Origin of the sequence: Pantoea sp. Lij88 (genome assembly GCF_030062155.1) — a bacterium.
Lineage (GTDB): Bacteria > Pseudomonadota > Gammaproteobacteria > Enterobacterales > Enterobacteriaceae > Pantoea.
The window spans coordinates 1,723,131-1,746,865 of the sequence record NZ_CP118269.1 but is presented as its reverse complement, the minus strand read 5'-3'; the positions used below and the strand labels follow the sequence as shown (position 1 = coordinate 1,746,865).

25 protein-coding genes are annotated in these 23,735 nt (G+C 57.0%); 11 read left to right on the top strand and 14 right to left on the bottom strand.

Annotated features, from left to right (window positions below; genetic code table 11):
• Nucleotides 1-11 precede the first annotated feature (11 nt).
• Nucleotides 12-767 (top strand): zinc ABC transporter ATP-binding protein ZnuC, encoded by a 756-nt coding sequence (gene znuC / locus PU624_RS11860; protein ID WP_283547774.1) that lies wholly within the window; start codon nucleotides 12-14, stop codon nucleotides 765-767.
• A complete protein-coding gene (znuB, locus tag PU624_RS11855) occupies nucleotides 764-1,549 on the top strand; it encodes a zinc ABC transporter permease subunit ZnuB (RefSeq protein WP_033732923.1) in 786 nt (261 codons plus the stop codon). Before znuC ends, znuB begins: the two co-directional genes overlap by 4 nt.
• On the opposite strand, the gene ruvB is transcribed toward znuB, so the two are convergent.
• The 6 genes from ruvB to aspS form a co-directional block, all read right to left on the bottom strand.
• The gene (gene ruvB, locus PU624_RS11850) at nucleotides 1,550-2,554 is read right to left on the bottom strand and encodes a Holliday junction branch migration DNA helicase RuvB (protein ID WP_283547773.1); all 1,005 of its coding nucleotides are present in this window, start codon (nucleotides 2,552-2,554) and stop codon (nucleotides 1,550-1,552) included. It lies immediately after the preceding gene.
• An 8-nt stretch (nucleotides 2,555-2,562) separates the two neighbouring features.
• The gene (ruvA, locus tag PU624_RS11845) at nucleotides 2,563-3,177 is read right to left on the bottom strand and encodes a Holliday junction branch migration protein RuvA (RefSeq protein ID WP_010670803.1); all 615 of its coding nucleotides are present in this window, start codon (nucleotides 3,175-3,177) and stop codon (nucleotides 2,563-2,565) included.
• Nucleotides 3,178-3,273: 96 nt separating this feature from the next.
• Nucleotides 3,274-3,801 carry a crossover junction endodeoxyribonuclease RuvC gene (gene ruvC / locus PU624_RS11840; RefSeq protein ID WP_283547772.1) on the bottom strand — a complete coding sequence of 176 codons (528 nt, stop codon included), beginning with the start codon at nucleotides 3,799-3,801 and terminating at the stop codon, nucleotides 3,274-3,276.
• A gap of 34 nt (nucleotides 3,802-3,835) precedes the next feature.
• Nucleotides 3,836-4,579: a YebC/PmpR family DNA-binding transcriptional regulator gene (locus PU624_RS11835; RefSeq protein WP_090960203.1), complete on the bottom strand. Its 744-nt coding sequence runs from the start codon at nucleotides 4,577-4,579 to the stop codon at nucleotides 3,836-3,838.
• A gap of 281 nt (nucleotides 4,580-4,860) precedes the next feature.
• The gene (nudB, locus tag PU624_RS11830) at nucleotides 4,861-5,292 is read right to left on the bottom strand and encodes a dihydroneopterin triphosphate diphosphatase (protein ID WP_283547771.1); all 432 of its coding nucleotides are present in this window, start codon (nucleotides 5,290-5,292) and stop codon (nucleotides 4,861-4,863) included.
• Complete coding sequence (gene aspS, locus PU624_RS11825; protein ID WP_283547770.1) at nucleotides 5,292-7,070, bottom strand: aspartate--tRNA ligase; 1,779 nt, start codon at nucleotides 7,068-7,070, stop codon at nucleotides 5,292-5,294. Before aspS ends, nudB begins: the two co-directional genes overlap by 1 nt.
• A gap of 211 nt (nucleotides 7,071-7,281) precedes the next feature.
• Between aspS and PU624_RS11820 the strand changes: the two genes are divergently transcribed.
• The 4 genes from PU624_RS11820 to cmoB all read left to right on the top strand — a co-directional run bounded on the left by PU624_RS11820 (nucleotide 7,282) and on the right by cmoB (nucleotide 10,343).
• Nucleotides 7,282-8,103: a DUF72 domain-containing protein gene (locus PU624_RS11820; RefSeq protein WP_283547769.1), complete on the top strand. Its 822-nt coding sequence runs from the start codon at nucleotides 7,282-7,284 to the stop codon at nucleotides 8,101-8,103.
• A 69-nt stretch (nucleotides 8,104-8,172) separates the two neighbouring features.
• Entirely contained in the window at nucleotides 8,173-8,568 is a 396-nt protein-coding gene (locus PU624_RS11815; protein ID WP_283547768.1) for an MAPEG family protein, read from the top strand.
• An 81-nt stretch (nucleotides 8,569-8,649) separates the two neighbouring features.
• Nucleotides 8,650-9,378 carry a carboxy-S-adenosyl-L-methionine synthase CmoA gene (gene cmoA / locus PU624_RS11810; RefSeq protein WP_283547767.1) on the top strand — a complete coding sequence of 243 codons (729 nt, stop codon included), beginning with the start codon at nucleotides 8,650-8,652 and terminating at the stop codon, nucleotides 9,376-9,378.
• On the top strand, nucleotides 9,375-10,343 hold the full coding sequence (cmoB, locus tag PU624_RS11805; protein ID WP_283547766.1) for a tRNA 5-methoxyuridine(34)/uridine 5-oxyacetic acid(34) synthase CmoB: 969 nt from the start codon (nucleotides 9,375-9,377) through the stop codon (nucleotides 10,341-10,343). Before cmoA ends, cmoB begins: the two co-directional genes overlap by 4 nt.
• A 78-nt stretch (nucleotides 10,344-10,421) precedes the next feature.
• Here the strand turns inward: cmoB and PU624_RS11800 are convergent, their stop codons facing one another.
• The gene (locus PU624_RS11800) at nucleotides 10,422-11,270 is read right to left on the bottom strand and encodes a hypothetical protein (protein ID WP_283547765.1); all 849 of its coding nucleotides are present in this window, start codon (nucleotides 11,268-11,270) and stop codon (nucleotides 10,422-10,424) included.
• A gap of 336 nt (nucleotides 11,271-11,606) precedes the next feature.
• On the bottom strand, nucleotides 11,607-12,359 hold the full coding sequence (gene cutC / locus PU624_RS11795) for a copper homeostasis protein CutC (RefSeq protein ID WP_283547764.1): 753 nt from the start codon (nucleotides 12,357-12,359) through the stop codon (nucleotides 11,607-11,609).
• An 85-nt stretch (nucleotides 12,360-12,444) separates the two neighbouring features.
• Between cutC and PU624_RS11790 the strand changes: the two genes are divergently transcribed.
• Nucleotides 12,445-13,590, top strand: coding sequence for a MalY/PatB family protein (locus tag PU624_RS11790; protein WP_283547763.1), 1,146 nt, complete (start codon nucleotides 12,445-12,447; stop codon nucleotides 13,588-13,590).
• Here the strand turns inward: PU624_RS11790 and PU624_RS11785 are convergent.
• Complete coding sequence (locus PU624_RS11785; protein ID WP_283547762.1) at nucleotides 13,587-14,147, bottom strand: VOC family protein; 561 nt, start codon at nucleotides 14,145-14,147, stop codon at nucleotides 13,587-13,589. The two genes, PU624_RS11790 and PU624_RS11785, sit on opposite strands and share 4 nt — an antisense overlap.
• 314 nt (nucleotides 14,148-14,461) lie before the next feature.
• On the opposite strand from PU624_RS11785, the gene PU624_RS11780 reads away from it, so the two are divergent.
• The 4 genes from PU624_RS11780 (at nucleotide 14,462) to PU624_RS11765 (ending at nucleotide 18,698) form a co-directional block, all read left to right on the top strand.
• Nucleotides 14,462-14,584: a hypothetical protein gene (locus PU624_RS11780; RefSeq protein WP_009089698.1), complete on the top strand. Its 123-nt coding sequence runs from the start codon at nucleotides 14,462-14,464 to the stop codon at nucleotides 14,582-14,584.
• Nucleotides 14,585-14,795: 211 nt separating this feature from the next.
• Nucleotides 14,796-16,526: an arginine--tRNA ligase gene (gene argS / locus PU624_RS11775; protein ID WP_283547761.1), complete on the top strand. Its 1,731-nt coding sequence runs from the start codon at nucleotides 14,796-14,798 to the stop codon at nucleotides 16,524-16,526.
• Between the two features lie 77 nt (nucleotides 16,527-16,603).
• Nucleotides 16,604-17,551: a LysR family transcriptional regulator gene (locus PU624_RS11770; RefSeq protein ID WP_283547760.1), complete on the top strand. Its 948-nt coding sequence runs from the start codon at nucleotides 16,604-16,606 to the stop codon at nucleotides 17,549-17,551.
• Between the two features lie 148 nt (nucleotides 17,552-17,699).
• The gene (locus PU624_RS11765; RefSeq protein ID WP_283547759.1) at nucleotides 17,700-18,698 is read left to right on the top strand and encodes an aldo/keto reductase; all 999 of its coding nucleotides are present in this window, start codon (nucleotides 17,700-17,702) and stop codon (nucleotides 18,696-18,698) included.
• A gap of 156 nt (nucleotides 18,699-18,854) precedes the next feature.
• Here PU624_RS11765 and flhE read toward each other — a convergent pair whose 3' ends face one another.
• From flhE to cheY, 5 genes are all read right to left on the bottom strand, one after another.
• Nucleotides 18,855-19,247, bottom strand: a complete 393-nt coding sequence (gene flhE, locus PU624_RS11760; RefSeq protein ID WP_283547758.1) for a flagellar protein FlhE — start codon at nucleotides 19,245-19,247, stop codon at nucleotides 18,855-18,857.
• Entirely contained in the window at nucleotides 19,247-21,343 is a 2,097-nt protein-coding gene (flhA, locus tag PU624_RS11755) for a flagellar biosynthesis protein FlhA (protein ID WP_283547757.1), read from the bottom strand. The genes flhE and flhA overlap by 1 nt, the downstream gene beginning before the upstream one ends.
• Entirely contained in the window at nucleotides 21,336-22,487 is a 1,152-nt protein-coding gene (gene flhB / locus PU624_RS11750) for a flagellar biosynthesis protein FlhB (protein WP_283547756.1), read from the bottom strand. The genes flhA and flhB overlap by 8 nt, the downstream gene beginning before the upstream one ends.
• A gap of 188 nt (nucleotides 22,488-22,675) precedes the next feature.
• Nucleotides 22,676-23,317, bottom strand: a complete 642-nt coding sequence (gene cheZ / locus PU624_RS11745) for a protein phosphatase CheZ (RefSeq protein WP_283547755.1) — start codon at nucleotides 23,315-23,317, stop codon at nucleotides 22,676-22,678.
• Nucleotides 23,318-23,326: 9 nt separating this feature from the next.
• Nucleotides 23,327-23,716: a chemotaxis response regulator CheY gene (gene cheY, locus PU624_RS11740; RefSeq protein ID WP_010258559.1), complete on the bottom strand. Its 390-nt coding sequence runs from the start codon at nucleotides 23,714-23,716 to the stop codon at nucleotides 23,327-23,329.
• Nucleotides 23,717-23,735 lie beyond the last annotated feature (19 nt).

Below are 23,735 nucleotides of genomic sequence, written 5' to 3'. Positions count from 1 at the left end.
CTGTAAATACTATGACCTCACTTGTCACACTCGATAACGTTTCGATAAAATTTAACCAGCGCAATGTGTTATCAGGCGTCAGCCTGGCATTGCAGCCTGGCCGCATCCTCACCCTGCTGGGCCCCAACGGTGCCGGAAAATCAACCCTGGTGCGTGTGGTGCTCGGTCTGCTTGCCCCCACGACCGGTTCGGTTCAGCGTGATCCCGGTCTGCGTATTGGCTATGTGCCACAGAAGCTGCACATCGACCCGACCCTGCCGGTGACGGTGGAACGTTTTATGCGTCTGACGCGTGGCAGCAAAAACGCCGAGATTCTGCCAGCCCTGAAACGTGTTCAGGCCGGTCACCTGCTCCATTCCCCGCTGCAAAGGCTTTCCGGTGGCGAAACCCAGCGAGTGCTGCTGGCACGCGCCCTGCTGAATCATCCCCAGTTGCTGGTGCTCGATGAGCCGACACAGGGTGTGGATGTGAACGGTCAGGTTGCGCTGTATGACCTTATCAACCAGTTACGCATGGAACTGAACTGCGGTGTGCTGATGGTCTCCCACGATCTGCATCTGGTCATGGCCAAAACTGACGAAGTGCTGTGTCTTAACCACCACATCTGCTGTTCCGGCACCCCGGAAGCGGTCTCGCAGCATCCGGAATTTATCGCTATGTTCGGCCCGCGCGGCGCTGAAGAGCTGGCGATCTACCGTCATCATCATAATCATCGTCACGACCTTCAGGGACGTATCGTTTTACGCAAAGGACAGGGTTCATCATGATTGAGTTGTTATTACCGGGCTGGATAGGCGGCGTGATGTTAGCGCTGGCTGCCGGTCCGCTGGGTTCGTTTGTGGTCTGGCGCAAGATGTCCTATTTTGGCGATACCCTGGCGCATGCGTCCCTGCTCGGCGTGGCCTTTGGCCTGCTGCTGAACGTCAATCCTTACTACGCGGTCATTCTGGTGACGGTCTGCCTGGCGCTGGGGCTGGTGTGGCTGGAGCGTCGTCCGCATCTGGCTATCGACACCCTGCTGGGGATTATGGCGCACAGCGCGCTGTCGCTGGGCCTGGTGGTCGTCAGCCTGATGAAGAATGTGCGCGTCGATCTGATGGCGTATCTGTTTGGCGACCTGCTGGCGGTGACGCCGGACGATCTCTGGATGATGGGTGGCGGCGTGGTGATTGTGCTGCTGGTGATGGCGTGGCAGTGGCGATCGCTGCTGTCAATGACCATCAGCCCGGAACTGGCACAGGTCGATGGCGTCAACATCCAGCGTACCCGGTTGATTCTGATGCTGGTCACGGCGCTGACGATTGGGGTGGCGATGAAGTTTGTGGGTGCGCTGATCATCACCTCACTGCTGATTATCCCTGCGGCGACCGCACGCCGGTTCGTGCGCTCACCGGAAGGCATGGCGGCCGTCGCAGTGGTCATCGGCGTAATCGCCGTGACTGGCGGTCTGACCTTCTCCGCGTTCTACGACACGCCTGCCGGACCCTCAGTGGTGCTCTGCGCCGCCATCCTGTTTATCTTCAGCATGGTGCGCAAACCGGCCATGTAACTACTCTTCGCGCGTCATGCCGAAGTGACGGTAAGCATGCTGCGTGGCCATCCGGCCACGCGGTGTGCGCTGAATGAAGCCCTGCTGAATCAGGAAGGGTTCAATCACATCTTCGATGGTTTCCCGCTCTTCACCAATCGCAGCAGCCAGGTTATCCAGCCCCACCGGCCCACCCATAAACTTATCGATGATCGCCAGCAGCAGTTTACGGTCCATGTAATCGAACCCTTCGCTGTCTACATTGAGCATATCCAGCGCGCTGCACGAGACTTCACCGCTCAGGTCACCGTTTGCCCGCACTTCTGCGAAGTCACGCACGCGACGCAGCAGACGGTTAGCGATACGCGGTGTGCCACGTGCGCGGCGGGCGATCTCTAATGCCCCTTCGTCACTCAGCGCCAGGCCCAGGCAGGCGGCGCTGCGGCTCACGATGTGCTGCAGATCTTTAACCTGATAAAACTCCAGACGCTGCACAATGCCGAAACGATCGCGCAGTGGCGAAGTCAGCGAGCCTGCACGGGTAGTGGCACCGATCAGCGTAAACGGCGGCAGATCGAGCTTAATCGAACGCGCAGCCGGGCCTTCGCCAATCATGATGTCCAGCTGATAATCTTCCATCGCCGGGTAGAGTATCTCTTCCACCACCGGTGAGAGGCGATGGATTTCATCGATAAACAGAACGTCATGCGGTTCAAGGTTGGTCAGCATGGCCGCCAGATCGCCCGCCTTCTCCAGCACCGGACCGGAGGTCGTGCGCAGATTAACACCCATCTCGTTGGCCACGATGTTCGCCAGGGTGGTTTTACCCAGTCCGGGCGGACCGAAGATCAGCAGATGATCGAGCGCATCACCGCGCAGTTGCGCTGCCTTGATGAATATCTCCATCTGCTCACGCACCTGCGGCTGACCGACATACTCGGTCAGCATCTTCGGGCGTATCGCGCGGTCAATAACCTCTTCTTCGCTGATACTGGCAGCGGAGATCAGGCGGTCGGCTTCAATCATGACTTACCTCAAATGGCGGCGCGGAGCGCTTCGCGGATCAGGGTTTCGCAATCCGCATCCGGTCGACCGACTTTACTGATCATACGGCTCGCTTCCTGCGGTTTATAACCCAGTGATACCAGCGCTGCAACCGCTTCGGCTTCTGCATCGTTGGTTTCCGGCTCGGCGCTCGGCGTGGTCAGCGTAAACGCTGAATCGCCGCCAAACAGATCGCCGTGCATCCCTTTGAAGCGATCCTTCATCTCGACCACCAGACGCTCAGCCGTCTTCTTACCGACGCCGGGCAGTTTCACCAGTGACGCGATCTCTTCTTTCTCGACCGCAGTCACAAACTGCTGTGCCGACATGCCGGAGAGGATCGCCAGCGCCAGCTTGGGTCCGACGCCATTGACTTTAATCAGTTCGCGAAACAGCGCGCGCTCCTGCTTGCTGTTAAAACCAAACAGCAGCTGCGCATCTTCACGCACTACAAAGTGGGTAAAAATCACCGCTTCGTGCTGAAGTTCAGGCAACTCATAAAAACAGGTCATGGGCATGTAAATTTCATAGCCGACGCCGTGTGCCTCAAGCAGCACCAGTGGCGGCTGCTTTTCCAGAATATTGCCCCGTAAACGACCTATCACCTGAATGCTTCCTTAACTAACGAATGTGGCGGATTTTATATCATAAAAAAGGCTGGATGAATATCCAGCCTGAGAGTGAGACCTGAGCCATGACCGCTAACCCGATCGCAACCGTCCGCGCGTCAGCACCAGCTTGCTTTCACTCATGCGTGACGCATTCTGCGCCACGTGACAGTGGGTGATAGCGATCGCCAGCGCATCGGCGGCGTCCGCCTGCGGGTTCGCTGGCAGCTTAAGCAGGGTTCGCACCATGTGCTGCACCTGACTTTTCTCGGCGTTGCCGATGCCAACCACGGTCTGTTTCACCTGACGGGCGGCATATTCAAATACCGGCAGATCGTGGTTAACCGCAGCCACAATCGCGGCACCGCGCGCCTGGCCGAGCTTCAGCGCAGAGTCTGCATTCTTCGCCATAAACACCTGTTCAATGGCGAAGTAATCGGGTGAAAACTGCGTGATGATTTCGCAGACGCCCGCATAAATCAGCTTCAGGCGGGCGGGCAACTCAGTGGTATTGGTGCGGATACAGCCGCTGCCCAGATAGGTGAGCTGGCGGCCGGTCTGACGAATAACACCATAACCGGTGATGCGTGAGCCGGGATCGATACCCAGAATAATCGACATTACGCCTCTCCGGTTAACAGGGCGACAGACGCCATTACAGTGTTTCCGCCACCTCGTCGGAGATCTCACCGTTGTGATAAACCTCCTGCACATCGTCGCAATCTTCCAGCATGTCGATCAGACGCAGCAGTTTTGGTGCGGTTTCCGCATCCATTTCGGCTTTGGTCGTCGGGATCATCGCTACTTCTGCGGTGTCCGCTTTGAGGCCGAGCGCTTCCAGTGCATCACGCACCGTGCCCATCTCTTCCCATGCGGTGAAGACATCAATGGCGCCGTCGTCATAAGTAACAACGTCTTCGCCGCCCGCTTCCAGAGCCGCTTCCATGACCGCGTCTTCATCCTGACCAGGCGCATAGGAGATCACGCCTTTCTTGTTAAACAGGTAGGCGACGGAGCCGTCGGTGCCCAGGTTGCCGCCGGTTTTGGTGAAGGCATGACGCACTTCGCCCACGGTACGGTTACGGTTGTCGCTAAGGCATTCAATCATGATGGCTGAGCCGCCCGGACCGTAACCTTCATAGATGATGGTTTCCATGTTGGCGTTGTCATCGCCGCCCACACCGCGTGCGATAGCACGATCCATGGTGTCACGAGTCATGTTGTTCGCCAGCGCTTTATCCATCGCTGCACGCAGACGCGGGTTTGAGCCCGGATCGCCGCCGCCCAGCTTGGCTGCGGTCACCAGTTCACGAATGATTTTGGTGAAGATTTTGCCGCGCTTAGCATCCTGCGCCGCCTTACGGTGTTTGGTGTTAGCCCACTTACTGTGTCCTGCCATTTTAAATTTTCTCCGATCTTTTACAGGGTGCAGGCTATCCGGCTGCGAGCCTGTTTACCGTCCGTGCTCAACCAGGTGAGTGACAACCTGCATGCCCTGAGGGACGAGCGTCGCGCATTATCTTCACGTCACGTACGTGTGCGACTTCGCGCTGGCGGTGAACAACTTCGCGGCGTGGATGACGCCTGACTGTTCAATATGTTGGTGTAGTCCTGTTAAAACTCACCAGATTCATAAAATTTAATCTATTCGCCGCCGGAATACCGGGCGATGGCGAGCATTCAGATAAATTCTTCAATTGCCTGGCGGTTACTCCATGATCGGGTTAATGCTGCAGCGTCAGCGGGTGCCAGCCAGCGAAACGCCAGATGCTCGGTCAGCGTCACATCACGCTCTTCCGGCAGTTGCAGACGGAACCAGTGCTCGTGATTATGAGTGACATCAGGTGCGTAGCGATGGCGGAAATGGGGAAAGATTTCAAAGTCGATTTGACGCTGACAATCCTCCACCTCCAGCTGCTCGGTCAGCACGTCGATGCCGATCTCCTCATTCACTTCACGACACGCGGTCGCCAGCGGTGACTCCCCCGCTTCCAGGCTGCCGGTGACCGACTGCCAGAACGTAGGATCGTCACGCCGCTGCAGCATCAACACCCGGCCAGTATCGCGCGCCGAAATGACTACCAGCACTGAAACCGGGTGTTTATAGCCCATTATTTATTCTCAGGCTTTTCTTTTTTAACCACCTGGATGCCAAGCTCCAGCAAGGAAGCCGGGTTCGCTTCACTTGGTGCTTCGGTCATCATGCAGGCCGCCGCCGTGGTTTTCGGGAACGCGATGACGTCACGAATGTTGTCGGTGCCGGTCAGCAGCATGGTCAGGCGATCCAGACCAAAGGCCAGGCCCGCATGCGGCGGTGTACCGAACTTCAGCGCATCCAGCAGGAAGCCAAACTTCTCGCGCTGCTCGTGCTCTTCAATACCCAGAATGCTGAACACGGTCTGCTGCATTTTGCCGTTGTGGATACGCACTGAACCGCCGCCCACTTCATAACCGTTGATCACCATGTCGTAGGCGTTCGCCACGGCACGGGTCGGATCCGCAGCCAGCTCTTCTGCGCTCATCTCTTTTGGTGCAGTGAACGGATGGTGCATCGCGGCCAGACCGCCTTCCTCGTCCTCTTCGAACATCGGGAAGTCGATCACCCACAGCGGGGCCCAGGCTTTTTCATCGGTGATGTTCAGCTCGCGACCCACTTTCAGGCGCAGCGCACCTAGGGCATCAGCGACGACTTTGGCGCGATCGGCACCAAAGAAGATGATGTCGCCATCCTGAGCGCCGGTGCGGCTCAGAATGCCTTCAACGATCTCTGCATTCAGGAACTTGGCAACCGGGCTCTGCACGCCTTCCAGACCGTCGGCACGGACGTTAACCTTCATCCACGCCAGGCCTTTCGCGCCGTAAATTTCTACGAACTTGCCATATTCATCAATCTGCTTACGGCTCAGCTGCGCACCGGTCGGCACGCGCAGCGCGGCAACACGGCCTTTTTCGTCGTTAGCCGGGCCAGAGAAGACCTGGAACTCCACGTTTTTCAGCAGGTCGCCAACGTCCACCAGCTCCATCGGGTTACGCAGATCCGGCTTATCGGAACCGTAACGATGCATCGCTTCCGCAAAGGTCATCTGCGGGAACTCGCCGAGATCAACGCCCTTCACGTCCTGCCACAGATTGCGGATCAAACGCTCCATGATTTCACGTACCTGTGGCGCGGTCATAAAGGAGGTTTCTACGTCGATCTGGGTAAATTCTGGCTGACGATCGGCACGTAAATCTTCATCGCGGAAGCATTTAACGATCTGATAGTAGCGGTCAAAACCGGACATCATCAGCAGCTGTTTAAACAGCTGAGGTGACTGCGGCAGCGCATAGAATTTGCCTTTGTGAACCCGGCTTGGCACCAGATAGTCACGTGCGCCTTCTGGCGTCGCCTTAGTCAACATCGGGGTTTCGATATCCAGGAACCCTTCGTCATCCATAAAGCGGCGGACAAAGCTGGTGATTTTTGCGCGGGTTTTCAGACGCGTCACCATCTCAGGGCGACGCAGATCCAGATAGCGGTATTTCAGACGCGCTTCTTCGCTGTTGATCTGATTGGAGTCCAGCGGCAGTGGCTCAGAGCGATTGATGATATTCAGCTCATGGGCAAACACTTCGACTTCACCGGTCGCCATGTCGCTGTTTTTGTTCTTTTCATCACGCGCACGCACGGTGCCGGTGATCTGGACGCAGAATTCGTTACGCAGTTCAGAAGCCAGCTTAAAGACGTCCTGGCGATCGGGATCAAAGAAGACCTGCACGATGCCTTCACGGTCGCGCATATCGATAAAAATCAAACTGCCCAGATCGCGGCGGCGGTTTACCCAGCCGCAAAGCGTGACTTGCTGACCCACATGAGACAGATTGAGCTGTCCACAATATTCTGTACGCATAACACTATCCTTTTAACTTCGCCGCTGCAGCTGACAGCATCCGGCCGCGTTACCTGTTGCGATGCTGTCGCAAAAATGGCGGTCATTATAATGGAAAAAGCCAGGCAGGATAAGCAGATCCGCGCCAAAGCGCCGATTTCCTGTCTGCATTTGCCCCCCTGCCTGACCATAGCCGATAATGGGGTATCTTAACCTGCCGCCAGGAGCGCGCGTGACACTTCGTATTGGCCTGCCCCAGTGGCAGCATTCACACTGGAAACGCTGGGGTATCGAGAGCCTGGCGGACTATGCCCGCTACTTCCACTGTGTAGAGGGAAATACCACGCTTTATGCGCTGCCGAATGCGGAAACGGTGATGCGCTGGCGCGATATGACGCACGATGCGTTTCGCTTCTGCTTTAAATTTCCTAATACCATCAGCCATCAGGCGGCGCTGCAGCACAGCGATGACCTGCTGACCGATTTTCTGCGCCTGATGGAGCCGCTGGCCGATCGCATTGGCCAGTACTGGCTGCAGTTGCCCGCCAGCTTCTCTCCGGCACAGCTCAACGACCTATGGCATTTTCTCGATAGCCTGCCGCGCCGTTTTCACTACGGCGTCGAAGTCCGCCATCCGGCTTTCTTCGCCAAAGGTGATGCCGAGCGGGCGCTGAATCGCGGATTGCTGGCGCGCGGCATCAATCGCGTGATGCTCGACAGCCGTCCGGTTCACGCCTCCACTTCGCAAAGTCCGGCGGCACTGGTCGCGCGGTCGCAGAAGCCCAAAGTGCCGCCGCATGCCCTGCGAACCGGCTCGCAGCCGATGGTGCGTTTTATCGGCAGCGACAGCGTGGAAGAGAGCGTGCCGCTGTTTCAGATCTGGCGTGACAAGCTGACGGAGTGGCAGCAACAGGGCGACGCCATGCTGTTTCTGCACACGCCCGATATGGGCCAGGTGTTTCCGCTGGTGCAGGCGCTGTGGCCGCAACTGCAGCAGATCGATCCCGGCATTGGCAGCGGACCGGACTGGCCGCAACAGACGTCACTGTTTTGATGACTGCACAGGACAGCGCCCATTACGCTGGCTAGAATAGCCACTTTACGGATGGATACCGGAGTCACAATGATTAGCGCGTTATACGTGGTACTGGGTGCATTACTGGTGATGAAGTTTACGATGGACGTGGTGCGTTATCGCCGTTTCTACCGTGTGGCCTATGGCGATGGCGGCTATCACGACCTGAAAATGGCAATTCGCATTCACGGCAATGCCATCGAAACCATTCCGATGGCGCTGTTGCTGCTGGTGATGATGGAGATGAACGGCGCGGACATCTGGATGGTACATCTCACCGGCCTGCTGTTCTTCATCAGCCGGTTGCTGCATGCATGGGGTTTACGCAGCAGCGCCATGGCAGGCCGCAAATATGGCATGCTCCTGACGCTGTTTTCACTGTGCGGCATGGTGATCTTCAACCTCATCTATCTGCCGTGGGAACTGGTGCTGACGCTCCATTAACCCGTCCTGGGTTAAGGGGTGCAGGCCGCCCCACTTTCTGCGAGAATAGCGCCCTTTCCGTCGTCTCTTCGGATTTTCGATATGTCTGACCGCGATCAACTCTTCTCAGCGCCCATTGCAAAACTGGGCGACTGGACTTTTGACGAGCGCGTAGCTGAAGTCTTTCCTGACATGATTCAGCGCTCGGTGCCGGGCTACTCCAACATCATTTCGATGATTGGCATGCTGGCAGAACGTTTTGTTACCCCGGACAGCAGGGTGTATGACCTGGGCTGCTCGCTGGGTGCCGCCACGCTTTCGGTGCGCCGCAATATTCATGTGCCCGGCTGCCAGATCATCGCGGTGGATAACTCCCCGGCGATGGTGGAGCGCTGCCGTCGTCATCTGGATACCTTCCGCGCGGACACGCCGGTCACGGTGCTGGAAGCGGATATCCGCGACATTGAAATTGAGAACGCCTCGCTGGTGGTACTCAACTTTACGCTGCAGTTTCTGGAACCGCCGGCGCGTCTGGCGCTGCTGGAAAAAATCTGGCAGGGACTCAGACCGGGCGGTGCACTGGTGCTGTCGGAGAAATTCAGTTTTGAAGATGCTGAGATTGGTGAACTGCTGTTCAATATGCATCACGACTTCAAGCGCGCCAACGGCTACAGCGAGCTGGAAATCAGCCAGAAACGCAGCATGCTGGAAAATGTCATGCTGACTGACAGCGTTGACGCTCATAAAGCCCGCCTGAAACAGGCCGGTTTCTCGCACGCCGAACTCTGGTTCCAGTGCTTTAATTTTGGATCTCTGGTGGCGTTGAAATGATCGACTTTGGCCGTTTTTATCAGCAAATTGCGGTAGGTCCGCTGGCGAAGTGGCTGGAAGTGTTACCGGCGCAAATCAGCGAGTGGCAGCGTGAAAACCTGCATGGGCACTTCCGTGACTGGTACAAGTCGCTGGAGTACCTCCCGCTGCTGGAGCCGCAAAAGCTCGACCTGCTGCACAGCGTCACCGCCGACCGCGATGACATCAGCGATCGCCATCGTCAGGGCATTGAGAAACTCCTGCGCAACCTGATGCCGTGGCGCAAAGGGCCCTATTTCCTCTATGGCACTCACATCAACACTGAGTGGCGCTCTGACTGGAAGTGGGAGCGCGTGCTGCCGCACATCTCCTCACTCGCGGGCCGCACGGTGCTGGATGTCGGCTGTGGCAGCGGCTACCACATGTGGCGGATGATCGGCGCGGGTGCGCATCTGGTCGTCGGCATCGATCCGATGCAGCTGTTCCTGGTGCAGTTCGAAGCGGTGCGTAAGCTGCTGAATGACGATCGCCGGGCGCACATGCTGCCGCTGGGTATTGAGCAGTTGCCCGTGCTGCAGGCGTTCGATACCGTGTTTTCGATGGGTGTGCTCTATCACCGTCGTTCCCCGCTGGATCACCTGCTACAGCTGAAAAATCAGCTGGTGAGCGGCGGTGAACTGGTGCTGGAGACGCTGGTGATTGAGGGCGATGTGAATCAGGTGCTGGTGCCGGGTGAGCGTTATGCGCAGATGCGCAACGTCTTCTTTATCCCCTCCGCCGAGGCGCTGAAAAGCTGGCTGGAGAAAAGCGGCTTTGTCGATGTGCGGATTGTCGATTTCGCCCTGACCACGACGGAAGAGCAACGCCGTACCGACTGGATGACCAGCGAGTCACTGGCCGAATTCCTCGATCCCGAAGACCCTGGCAAAACGGTTGAGGGCTACCCGGCTCCGCTGCGCGCCGTGCTGGTCGCCACCAAACCTTAAGGCTCAGCGGCGAGACAACGCCCGTCTCGCCGCACCTCCCCACGGAATGACTCTGCAGGCTGCAGACACTCACAGAGATTATTCATCCGCTGCCGCAGGCTGGTCCCAGTACTCATATTTGTAGGCGGAACTGAGGTGACGTTCGATGGTGCCCCGCGTGAAGATTTCGGTCTCATGCAGGTAGCTAAGAGTACAGTTGCCGATCTCATCCCAGGACTGACACTCATCGACCGAGCGGATGGTGCTCAGCGGTGTATTCGCCGTGCCATTCAGTCGGACTTCACGCCACTGGGGATCGTAGGTGTATTCATCCGTACCCCGGGCAGAGCTGGTCCGTGTCACCAGCCCCTTCGGGTTCCAGTGATAGTGAAATTCACCGTTGGTCAGCGGATCGCTGCCACGCGCTATGCTCTTCTCCAGCCGGAGCTGGCGATCGTAACGATAGGTGGTGTCGGTAAAGCCGCTTTTACCCATGCTGGTAAATCTGTCGGAGGCGCTGGTGATAGTGCCATGCTGGCCTTTCTGCCAGTTAATCGTGCCCTGTCGGTTATCAACAACGACCTCTTTGCCCTCTTTCAGCACTTTGACCAGATAAGCATACTCCGCCACCCAGCCGCCCTGCACCCGGGCGATGTGTTGCTCCATGCTGAGGATGACGTTGCGTTCGCTTTTGTCATAGCTGACGTCAGCGACCGTCAGATCGCCACAGGCGTCAAACTGCCCCAGCACCCGTTTTTGCGAATTCACATCTTTGCCAAATTCACCCGCAATTACCTGCTTTACCGCGCCTTTCGCGTTACCGCCCAGCAGAATCAGGTTATTACTGTTAGCAACGGCCGCATTGTTCGGGCTACAGGCGCTGGCCGCAGCGCTTCCGGCACAGGCAGTCAGCATCAGGCTTAAAACAAGAATGTGATTGCGTTTCATAGGGTCAGTTCCAGGCGATGTTGCTTTCAGTGTAAACGCTGTGGGGATGAACGGCGGCGATTGATTTTATCCTGCATCGCCTTTTTAAAATCGGAGATGCGACAAAGCGCCAGCGTAACGGATAAAGCGAGCGTAAGGCTACCGCAATGCCTTAAAGTCCTGGATGACATTAATTATTAAGTAAGGCAGGAAATTTTAATTGAATCGGGCGAAACGATGTCACGGCAAATGGAGCGTGCTTTACACAAAAAGAACCCCAGCAAGCGGTACTGGGGTTTGGTACTTGCAAACACCACGTCAATGATCGGCGTGCTGCGCGGCAAAATCTGTTGTGGTTCAGGCGACCCGGACGGTGCTCATCTGCATCACGCTTTTCATTGCCTCAACCACATCGCCATCGACACAGTAGCGGCTGAACTCGTCGGTTTCGGCTTCTGAACACATGGAGACGCCCGCTTTGCGGTAGCGCATCGGCGATGCCATCAGGCGACTGGCCGAGCTGTGGACTTCATCAATCCCCATGTCGAGAAACTTTTGCAGGTTGCTGAGACGAACGCCGGCACCCGCCATAATAATAGGACCAGTACTGGTCTCATTAAGTTCCCTGAGTAATGCAATTCCGTTTTCAGCGCTCTGCTGCTGACCGGATGTCAGAATCCGCGCCACGCCCAAATCCGTTAATTCTTCCAGTGCGCGCTTAGGGCTGTGGCAGAGATCGAAGGCGCGATGAAAGGTCACGGCCATGCCGTCACACAGCGCCATAATCTGCCGCATCTGACCATGATGAATGTGGGCCTCTTCATCCAGCATCCCAATCACAAGGCCAGGAAAACCGAGTTCGCGGATTAACGCCACGTCCGATTTCATCGCTTCGAATTCGCGTGAGCTGTAACAAAAATCCCCACCCCGTGGCCGGACAATGGGATGAACCGGAATCGAAACCTCACGCCGGGCAGCATTCAACATGCCCGCCGAGGGGGTCAGGCCACCTTCACGCGGTGCGGTGCAAAGCTCCACCCGATCGGCGCCCGCCTCCTGTGCAGTCACGGCGCAATCCACGCCATAGCAGCAAATTTCCAGTGTGGTCATTCTCTTCTCCTTTACATGACTCTGGTTCAAGGCAGATTCATCAGTTAGTCTGGCTGCTGGAATGAGTTTACCGGGAAAGTTAACTATGGCATTCAATTTCGACCAACGGATAGACCGTCGTCACAGCGATAGCCTTAAATGGAACAAATATGCGGACCAGGACATTCTGCCGTTGTGGGTGGCAGATACAGATTTCCGATCGCCTGACTGCATCATCGACGCGATTAAAACCCGCGCCGAACATGGGATCTTTGGCTATGGCGACACGCCTGTCGCATTTATCGACAGCGCCGTAGCATGGATCGCCTCACGCTATCAGTGGCACGTTAATCCGGAGTGGATTGTGGTGTTGCCGGGCGTGGTGACCGGACTCAATCTCGCCGTGCGGGCGTTCACGGCGCCTGACGAGCTGACGATTGCTCCGACTCCCATCTATCCGCCGTTTCGCGGTGCGGCAAAACTGGCAGAGCGGGAGCAGGTCAATCTGCCCTTAACGCTGGAAGAGGGACGCTGGCTGCTGGATCTGGCTGCGGCTGAAGGTCAGATAACCGGAAAAGAGCGGCTGTTAATGCTCTGTAACCCGCAGAATCCGGGCGGCACCGTCTATCGCCACGAGGAGCTGCAGGCGCAGCTTGAATTTGCGCAGAAGCACAATCTGATTGTCTGTTCGGACGAGATCCACAGCGATCTGCTGCTGGAACCGGGCGTTCAGCACATTCCGTTTGCTTCACTGAGTGAAGATGCGGCCCAGCGCAGTGTGACGCTGATGTCACCCTCCAAGAGCTTTAATATTGCGGGTCTGGGTGCCTCCATCGCCATTATCCCGAACGCCGAACTGCGTGCGCGCTTTAACCGGTTGCGACGCGGCATTGTGCCGGACGTTGATATTCTGGCACTCACCGCAGCGGCAGCCGCATGGCGCGAAGGTGAGCTCTGGCTGAAGGCGCAGAATGCCTACCTGCGCAGCAACCGTGACTGGCTGGTGTCGCAGGTCAATAAGATGACCGGCCTGTCAGTCGCCACGCCGGAAGCGACCTACCTCGCCTGGATCGACGCCAGCGCGCTGGGTGTCGCCAGCCCTGCCCTCTATTTTGAGAAGCACGGACTGGGCTTAACGGCCGGACGCGAGTTTGGCAATGACCAGTTTGTCCGGCTCAATTTCGGCTGTACCCGCGCCCTGCTGGATGAGGCCGTCGCACGTCTGAAGCGCGCCGTGGCCGCCCGCATTTAACCCTGTTCGCTGGCGACAATCTCCTCCAGTCGCCACGGATGAAACTTGATCGTTGTCTGTCCATCCGTCACCGCCAGGGTCGGATTGGGCAGACGTTCATTCTCGCCCTGCGGTGAACTGGTTTTAAAGGAAATCCCCGGCTGCGTCAGCGCCTCATCGGACAGTAATGCCATCGCACGCATGCCCAGCGTCTGATGATCGCCACTTAACACCACCTCAATATGCTCCCAGCCTTCATGGCGATAACGCTTTTCACCCGGCCACGGCAGTTCAACCACATCAATCTCCCTGCCCGCCACGACCAGCGGATCATAGAGTTTAAACAGGCAAATCTGCCGTCCGTTGATGATTGACGTCGAAAACTCAGTACCAATCTGCTGCAGGCCTTGCTGCCAGCGCATTGCCGTCGTGTCCTGATGACATCGAACCGAAATATGGTCCACTTCCAGATCGTTAAGGCGCAAACCGAGTCGCTGCGCAAAATTTTGCAACGATTCTTCAAAACGCGCTAAATCTGTCTTTAAATCATCCAATTCTGCCGGAAAAGATCGCTCCACCACCCTAAATCCTCTCTATTTGTTTAGCTTTTATAATCACTCTGGTTTATTGTGCGCCGCGTGCCCGGCGTCACAAAATGGTAAGATTCATCTTATTTGGACTGAAATTTAACGCAAAACCGTATAATAACATCTTTCATTTCGGATTTATCTCCTGTTTAGGACCATGAGTTGCTTGATGAAAGTGACTTAAATTCATGATTTAAATCAACTTCTTTAATACAATAAGATAACTCTCATTTGAAGGGCAAACAATTGCAGCCTTCCCCGCCTTCCTATAAATTTGACCTAACACAACCAAAAGGAATGGCTCTATGTCTATGCTCATCGTTGTCGCTGTCCTGATCGCACTGATGGGATTTGCAATTTCCCGCCATTGGAAGGTGCGCGAAGATAAAAGCGTAAAGAACCCTCGCCGTCATCTGCGACGTCGTTAACGCCTCCGGGAAACATCTTCTTTAGCTCTGTTTCCCCGCTTCATCCAACTGCTGACGCTCACCCACATTTCACGTATACTTTTCCCCTCATTTTTTTTCCGTTTTGTCTGCCCCATCCGTTTCTGCCTATCCGTTACGCGATGCGCTCAGGCAAGATGATGACAGCCCGGCGTTCTGGTCCGGGCCTTGTTCAGCACATGAAGGTAACTCGGTGAATATTCAGGCACTTCTTTCCGCAAAAGTCAGTCAGGCAATGGTTTTAGCCGGCGCACCCGCCGATTGCGAACCGCAGGTTCGTCAGTCCGCCCGGGTTCAGTTTGGAGACTATCAGGCTAACGGCATTATGGCCGTGGCGAAAAAGCTGGGACAGGCACCGCGACAATTAGCGGAAACGGTGATTCAGCACCTCGACCTGACCGGCATCGCCAGCAAGGTTGAAATCGCCGGGCCGGGCTTCATCAATATCTTCCTGGACCACAACTGGCTGGCAATCCACGCCCGTGAAGCGCTGAGTCTGCCGCGCCTTGGCGTGCAGCTGGCCGAGCCGCAGACCATCGTGGTCGACTACTCTGCGCCTAACGTTGCGAAAGAGATGCACGTGGGCCACGTCCGCTCCACCATCATTGGTGACGCAGCGGTGCGTACGCTGGAGTTCCTCGGTCATAACGTGATCCGTGCCAACCACGTGGGCGACTGGGGTACACAGTTCGGCATGCTGATCGCGTTCCTGGAAAAGCAGCAGAATGAAGATCATGCAGAAATGGCGCTGGCCGATCTCGAAGGCTTCTACCGTGAAGCCAAGCGCACGTATGATGAAGATCCTGAGTTTGCTGAGCGCGCGCGCGGCTATGTCGTGAAACTGCAGGGTGGCGATGAATATTGCCGCCAGATGTGGAAGAAACTGGTCGACATCACCATGAGTCAGAACCAGAAAATCTATGACCGCATGAACGTGACGCTGACGCGCAACGATGTCATGGGTGAAAGTCTCTATAACGATATGCTGCCTGGCATCGTCTCCGACCTGAAGCAGAAAGGCTTAGCGGTTGAGAGCGAAGGCGCGACCGTGGTGTTTCTGGAGGAATTCCAGAACAAGGAAGGCGAGCCGATGGGTGTCATCATCCAGAAAAAGGATGGCGGCTACCTCTACACCACCACCGATATCGCCTGCGCCAAATATCGTTACGAAACGCTGAAAGCCGATCGTGTGCTCTATTACATCGACTCACGTCAGCATCAGCATCTGGTTCAGGCCTGGACCATCGTGCGTAAAGCGGGCTATGTGCCGGAATCTGTGCCGCTGGAGCACCATGCGTTCGGCATGATGCTGGGCAAAGATGGTCGTCCGTTCAAAACCCGTAGCGGCGGCACCATCAAGCTCTCCGATCTGCTGGATGAAGCGTATCAGCGTGCCTACACGCTGGTGCGTGAAAAGAACCCGGAGATGAGCGAAGCGGAAGTGAAAACGCTGGCAGAAGTGGTCGGCATCAGCGCAGTAAAATACGCTGACCTGTCTAAAAGCCGTACTACCGACTACATCTTCGACTGGGACAACATGCTGGCGTTTGAAGGCAACACCGCGCCTTACATGCAGTACGCCTATACCCGCGTGCTCTCCGTATTCCGCAAAGCGGGCATTGATGCCGATTCGCTGGATGCCGCGATCGTGATCAGCGAAGAGCGCGAAGCGCAGCTGGCTACCCGTCTGCTGCAGTTCGAAGAGGTCATCACTCAGGTCGCTCGTGACGGCACGCCACACGTGATGTGTGCTTATCTCTACGATCTGGCTGGCCTGTTCTCTGGCTTCTACGAGCACTGCCCGATCCTCAGCGCGGAATCAGAAGAAACCCGTCTGAGCCGACTGCAGCTGGCTGCGCTGACGGCGAAAACGCTGAAGCAGGGTCTGGATACGCTGGGTATCGACACCGTCGAGCGCATGTAATCTCTGACACGGAGAGGGATTTCCCTCTCCGTTATCCTCTCGGAACTTCCCCGAAATCTCCGCAGCAGGAGAGTGTTATGTCTGTCGCCGCGCACCTCATCAGCAGCCACCTCCCCACCATTAAACAGTTGCAGTGCTTTCTGGCTGTTGCGCATGAGCTTAATTTTCGCCGTGCCGCAGAACGGCTCAGCATGACGCAGCCTCCGCTTACCCGCCAGATTCAAAGTCTGGAGGATCTGCTTGGGCAGACGCTGTTCAGCCGCACAACGCATGAAGTAACGCTCACCGAATCCGGCCGTGCGCTGGTTGCGAAAGCAGAAGCGATCCTCTCGGCATTATGTGCCTTAAAGCAGGAAGCCCAGCCCGCCGCCGCACGGCTGCGCATCGGGCTGACCCGCACGCTGAACTTTGAACTGATCGCGCCGCTTAATGAGCAGCTCGCCGGTTTTCACGCCCGCGATGAGATGGAGATGCCCAGCCTGACCTCCGCTCAACTGCTGCAAAGCCTGGCGAAAAACAGCCTGGATCTGATCCTCACCGGAGAAAAAGGGCCGGAAGCGGAACAGGCCGTCTACTACGCCTGGGTTTACCGCGAGCCGCTGCTTGTCGCGATGCCATCGGCGCACCCGGCCAGTCAGGCAGAGAAAGTCTCGCTGGAGGCGCTGGCGGATCTGCCGCTGTTCTGGTTTGCCCGCAGTGCTAATCCGCAGTTTTACGATAAATGTGAGCGCTACTTCGCCACGCTCAGCGTCACGCTGAGTCGGGTGAAAGAGCCGGATGATTCTATGCTGATGCTGTCGCATATCGCCAGAGGCAAGGGCTTTGCCCTGATGCCGCAGTCGAAATGCACCTTTAACCAGGCAGGACTCTGTTATCGCCCGCTGACAGAAAACGCGGCGCAGCAGCTGGCGATTAATGTTTATGCGGCTGTTCGCGCCGATGAAAGCAATGAGGCGGTGCTCCGTGCGCTGAAAGTACTCACGCAGCCTGCTGAAGGCGAAGCCTCTGCCCGTCCGCGCCGCTGAGGCGCAGTTTCCCTTTATCGTTCTGCCTGCCGCCGCCCCGATTTGTCGGCAGCGCCCCTTCGCTGATACCTTTTTTGCATGACGGAAAGAGCAATTCATTGCCTGCGCGCGGAGTGAAACAATCGCGTCTCACTTACGAGGAGAGATAATGAAAAAGCGAACGTTAACTCAGGGTCTGGACGTCAGTGCCATCGGCTATGGCGCGATGGGGCTCAGCGAATTTTACGGTCAGACCGATGATCGGCATTCCCTGCAACTGCTCCGCCAGCTGCACAACCTGGATATCACCTTTATCGATACCGCCGATCTCTACGGGCGCGGCCACAACGAGGCGTTGATCGGCCAGTTTCTTGCCGGGCTGAGTCAGGCTGAGCGGCTGAAATTCACCGTCGCCACCAAATGTGGCATTGAGCGTCCGGCGGATGAGGCCTATGCCCGCACGATCAACAATCAGCCGGACTACATTACCCGCAGCTGTCATGCTTCCCTGAAGCGGCTGGGCGTCGAGCGTATCGACCTCTTTTATCTGCATCGTATCAGTCCGGCGACGCCGATTGAGGAGAGTATGCAGTGTCTAAGCCGGCTGGTGCAGGACGGAAAAATTGCCCGGATTGGACTGTGTGAAGCCTCTGCTGCAACGCTGAATCGCGCACAGGCAATCCATCCGCTGGCCGCATTACAGACGGAGTATTCGCTCTGGACGCGTGACATCGAAGAAGACATTCTGCCGACGGTGAAAAAGCTCGGTATCGGCCTGGTGCCCTATTCGCCGCTGGGCAGAGGTTTCCTGACCGGCAAATACCGCAAAAACAGTGATTTTGCCGAAGGTGATTTCCGCAAAAACAATGCCCGTTTTCAGCAGGAAAATATCGATCACAATCTCCAGCTTCTCAACGCGGTGACGCCGCTGGCGGAGAAATACGACGCGACTACCGGGCAAATTGCGCTGGCCTGGCTACTGGCACAGTATGAAAAAATTGTGCCGATTCCCGGCACCAAACAGATCGCTTATCTCACGGAAAATGCGAAGGCCGCCGATATCGAGCTGGAAGAGCAGGACATCCTTATGCTGAATGCGATTCATCAGCAGATTGAAGTCAAAGGCGGTCGCTATTCGGAGGAGGGAATGAAGGGCGTTAATGCCTGAAAAAAACTGCGCACTTGCACACAGCTCCTGACGGGATGTGAAGCGGGTGAATCATCTGACACAGCGTTGACTTCAGTTAACCGCCAGAACCGTCACGAAAAAGGGAGCCAGAAATCGATCTCTGGCTCCCCTTCAGTCAATTCAGCAACAACAGCCTTACTCGTAATTCACCATCACTTCGCTGCTTACCACCCGTAAACCCGGTGGCAGCGCCCCGCTTCCGGCAAAACCAAACACCATGTGCAGTGTCTCACCGGCGTTGAGGTGGGCCAGCCCGCGCGTGGTGCCGCTGGCGCCTTCCAGCGACGTGCAGCGCTGCTCGCCGCACAGCCGCACTTCCAGGCCAGACGGGGCCGGTCTGCTCAGTTCATAACGCCAGTTAATGATGCTGACTTCCCCACCGACATCGGCGGGTGGCGTCAGGGGCTGCGCCCGTTGCCAGCTGCCACGATTCGCCAGCAGCGGGCCGTTGGCCGAGGCGCTCCAGGCCCCCCCTGCCGCCTGAGCCATCAGCGGCATCATCAACAGGACAGTCACCAGCCAGCGCATTATTTGCCTCCGATGGTGGCAGTCATACGGATCTGGCGGTTGTCGCTCAGTTCCAGATTAGAAAGCACCACCAGCTGAGGCAGATTGCGGCGCAGGAATCGCGCCAGCAGCGCACGCAGCGGATGATTGACCAGCAGCACCGGAGGCGCGCCCAGCATCTCCTGACGCTGCAATGCCGCCTGTGCCTGACTTAACAGCCTGTCGGCCAGACCCGGTTCCAGTCCGCCACCGCCCTGCAACGCCTGCAACAGCAGACGCTCAAGCGTGGAATCCAGACCGATAACCTGCACTTCTTCATTACCCGGGAACCACTGCTGTGTAATTGCACGGCCCAGCGCGACACGCACGACGCTGGTCAGTTCCTGTGGATCGCTCTGCACCGGCGCATGCTCCGCCAGGGTTTCGATGATGGTGCGCATATCGCGAATCGACACCCGCTCCACCAGCAGATTCTGCAGCACCTTGTGCAGCGTGGTCAGCGAAATCACACCCGGCACCAGATCTTCAGTCAGCTTCGGCATCTCCTGAGTCACACGATCCAGCAGCTGCTGTGCTTCCTGACGGCCAAACAGCTCGCTGGCGAACTGGCCAATCAGATGGTTGAGGTGGGTTGCCACGACGGTACTGGCTTCAACGACGGTAAAGCCCTGAATCTGCGCCTGCTCTTTCAGCGCGCTGTCAATCCAGACCGCCGCCAGACCAAAGGCTGGATCGACGGTCGCTTCGCCCGGCAGGCTGCCAGCAGCCGTGCCCGGGTTAATCGCCATCCAGCGGCCAGGATAGGCATCACCGCTGCCAATCTCCACCCCTTTCATCAGGATGCGATAGCGTGCAGGTGGCAGATCCATGTTGTCACGGATATGCACCACCGGCGGCAGGAAACCGACATCCTGAGCCACCTTCTTACGGATACTGCGGATACGGCCCAGCAGCTCACCGTTTTGCTGATGATCGACCATCGGAATCAGGCGATAGCCCACTTCCATGCCCAGCGTATCTTCCAGCTGCACATCGGTCCACGACGCTTCGGTGGCCGCTGGCGTGTCCGCCGTCTTGTTGCTGATGCTGCCTGCAACTTCTACTTTCTTCTTCGGCTGCGCTTCGCGACCACGCAGCCACCAGGCCAGACCCAGTAAGGCGGCGGTGAACAGCAGGAAGACGAAGTTAGGCATGCCAGGCACCAGACCCAGCAGGCCAATCACACCGGCGCTGAGCATCAGTACGCGGGGGTCTTTGAACAGCTGGGTAACCATCTGCTCGCCGACATCCTGATCGGTGGCGACGCGCGTCACGATAACACCGGCAGCCGTAGAGATAACCAGCGCCGGGATCTGCGCTACCAGACCATCACCGATGGTCAGCAGCGTATAGGTCTCGGCCGCGTGGCCCGCATCCATACCATGCTGCACCACGCCCACCAGCAGGCCGCCGATGACGTTGATGACCATGATCATGATACCGGCGACGGCATCACCACGAACGAACTTACTCGCACCGTCCATCGAACCGTAGAAGTCAGCTTCCTGAGTCACTTCAGCACGGCGGCGTTTGGCCTCATCTTCACCGATCAGACCGGCGTTGAGGTCGGCATCGATCGCCATCTGCTTACCGGGCATCCCGTCAAGCACAAAGCGCGCGCCTACTTCGGCGATACGGCCCGCACCCTTGGTGATAACCATGAAGTTGATGATGACGAGGATGATAAACACCACGATACCGATGGCAAAGTTACCGCCCACCAGGAAGTGGCCGAACGCTTCAACCACCTGTCCTGCCGCGGCGGCACCGGTGTGCCCGTCCATCAGGATGATACGGGTTGAGGCCACGTTCAGCGCCAGTCGCAGTAACGTAGAGAACAGCAGGATCGTCGGGAACGCCGCAAACTCCAGGGTCCGCTGGGTGAACATCGCCACCAGCAGGATCATGATCGACAGCGCAATGTTAAAGGTGAACAGCAGATCGAGAATGAACGGCGGTAATGGCAGAACCATCATCGACAGGATCATCAGGATCAGTACCGGACCCGCCAGCACCTGCCACTGCATATCTTTAAAGTTGCCCGGTAAACGTAGTTTTGCGGCCAGGTTATTAGCCATCGTTTTTACTCTCTCCTGCAAAGTCCATCTCTGCCGGAACCGGCAGGTCTTTTGGTTTGGTTGGGATCAGGCCGCCTTCGCGCTTCCAGCGGCGCGACTGCCAGACCCACGCCAGCACTTCGGCCACAGCCGCATAGAGCGCGCCGGGGATGTGCTGACCAATTTCGGTATGTCGATATAACGCACGCGCCAGCGGCGGTGCTTCCAGAACCGGGATGCGGTGTTCAGCAGCCAGTTCACGAATTCTCAGGGCGATCTCGCCTGCGCCTTTCGCGACGACTTTCGGCGCACTCATCTTCTTCTCGTTGTACTGCAGTGCGACCGAGTAGTGCGTCGGGTTAGTGACGATAACGTCGGCTTTCGGGACATCCGCCATCATCCTGCGGCGCGCGGCGGCACGCATCTGCTGACGAATACGCCCTTTAACGTGCGGGTCACCTTCCTGCTGCTTATGCTCGTCGCGAATTTCCTGCATCGACATCTTCAGCTTCTTAAAGTGGCTGTGCAGCTGCCAGAAGACGTCATAGCCCACCATCGGAATCAGCCCCAGCATCACCAGCGAACAACAGATCGCAATCATCTCCATGCCGTGAATCAGCGCGGTGACGGGGGCTTCGCTGATCAGCCGCAGCATCTCAGGCCAGTGGCTGAAGATGTACCACCAGCCCACCGAGCCGACCAGGATAGTCTTGAGGATGCCTTTAAACAGTTCGGTCCAGGCCTGCGCCGCGAACATCCGCTTGAACCCCGCCATCGGGCTCATCTTCTTCAGGTCGAACTTGATCGATTTACCGCTGAAAACAATACCGCCCAGCAGCATGGGCGCGGCGATAGCCACCAGCACCAGACCGCCCATCAATGGCAGCAGCGCCATCAGTGCCTGTGTGATCAGGCTGCCGATATGGCTGACGATAATTTTGTCGTCTCTGACCATGCCGTGGTCAAACCGGAGTCCGGTGGCGACCATCGCCGCCAGCCGGTGCGCCATCATGTTGCCGCCCATCCACAGGATCATGATGCCGGCCAGCAGCATCAGTACGGATGTCAGTTCGCGCGAACGCGGAATCTGGCCCTCTTCACGCGCTTTCTCAAGTCGGTGGGCCGTGGGCGATTCTGTTTTGTCTTCGTCGCTATCTTCAGCCACGACAAACCTCGGTTGGCAGGAATTCTGAGCTTAGAATGCCAAATCTGGCTTAAGTTAAAGCGGAGATAAGAAGGGGGAAACAGGCGTTCTTTCGGGGATGGATCTGACAATGCAGAACGGGGCCACCCGAAGGTGACCCTGTTTAGTCTGTTTTGCAGCAGCTTTGCCCGCCCGCAGGCGGACGAAAACTAGAAGCCTAAGCTGTCCAGCAGGTCATCAACCTGATCCTGGTTCGCCACGACGCCTGGTGCATCGTTGTGGATCTGCGGACCGTTCAGCAGGCTGTTGCCGACCTGACGCTTCTCAGCGCTGACTTCTGGCATATTCTCCAGCAGCACCATTAACAGCTGGCGCTCGATTTCCTGGATCACATCCATCATGCGCTTGATAACCTGACCGGTAAGGTCCTGGAAATCCTGCGCCATCATGATTTCAAGCAGCTGCTTGTTGGTAAAGGCAGTGTGCTCTGGCACGGCGGTGAGGAATGCGCGCGTATCCGTCACCAACTCCCGCGCATCACCCAGTTCAATCGGGTTCTCAAACCACTCATCCCACCGCCCTTTCAGCTGCGTTGCTCCGGCTTCCATCTTATCCTGATGGGGTTGTGCTGCTTCGACACAGTTCAACGCACGGTCGGCGGCCTGCGCCGTCATCTGCACAACATAATCCAGACGATCGCGGGCATCAGGAATGGCTTCAGCTGCATCGGCAATGGCTTTATCCAGCCCCAGCTCGCGCAGACTGTCGCGCAACATGCGCGTCAGAGAGCCAATGCGTGCAATGATGTCGGGTGCCGCGGCATCCTCAGTTGGTTTCGGAAAGTCGCTCATCACATCCCCTTACATGCCCAGTTTTTCGAAAATTTTACCCAGCTTTTCTTCCAGGGTCGCCGCGGTGAATGGCTTCACCACATATCCACTGGCACCGGCCTGGGCGGCGGCGATAATGTTCTCTTTCTTGGCTTCCGCGGTTACCATCAACACCGGCAACGAACTCATTGCCGCGTCGGCACGAATAGTCTGCAGCAGCTGCAGGCCATCCATGTTTGGCATGTTCCAGTCGGAAATCACGAAGTCGAAACCACCCGCTTTCAGTTTACCGAGGGCATCCACACCATCTTCCGCTTCTTCTACGTTATTGAAGCCCAGCTCTTTCAGCAGGTTACGCACAATACGACGCATCGTATTGAAGTCGTCTACTACCAAAAAGCGCATGTTTTTATCAGCCATATCTACTCCTGAGTTGTCT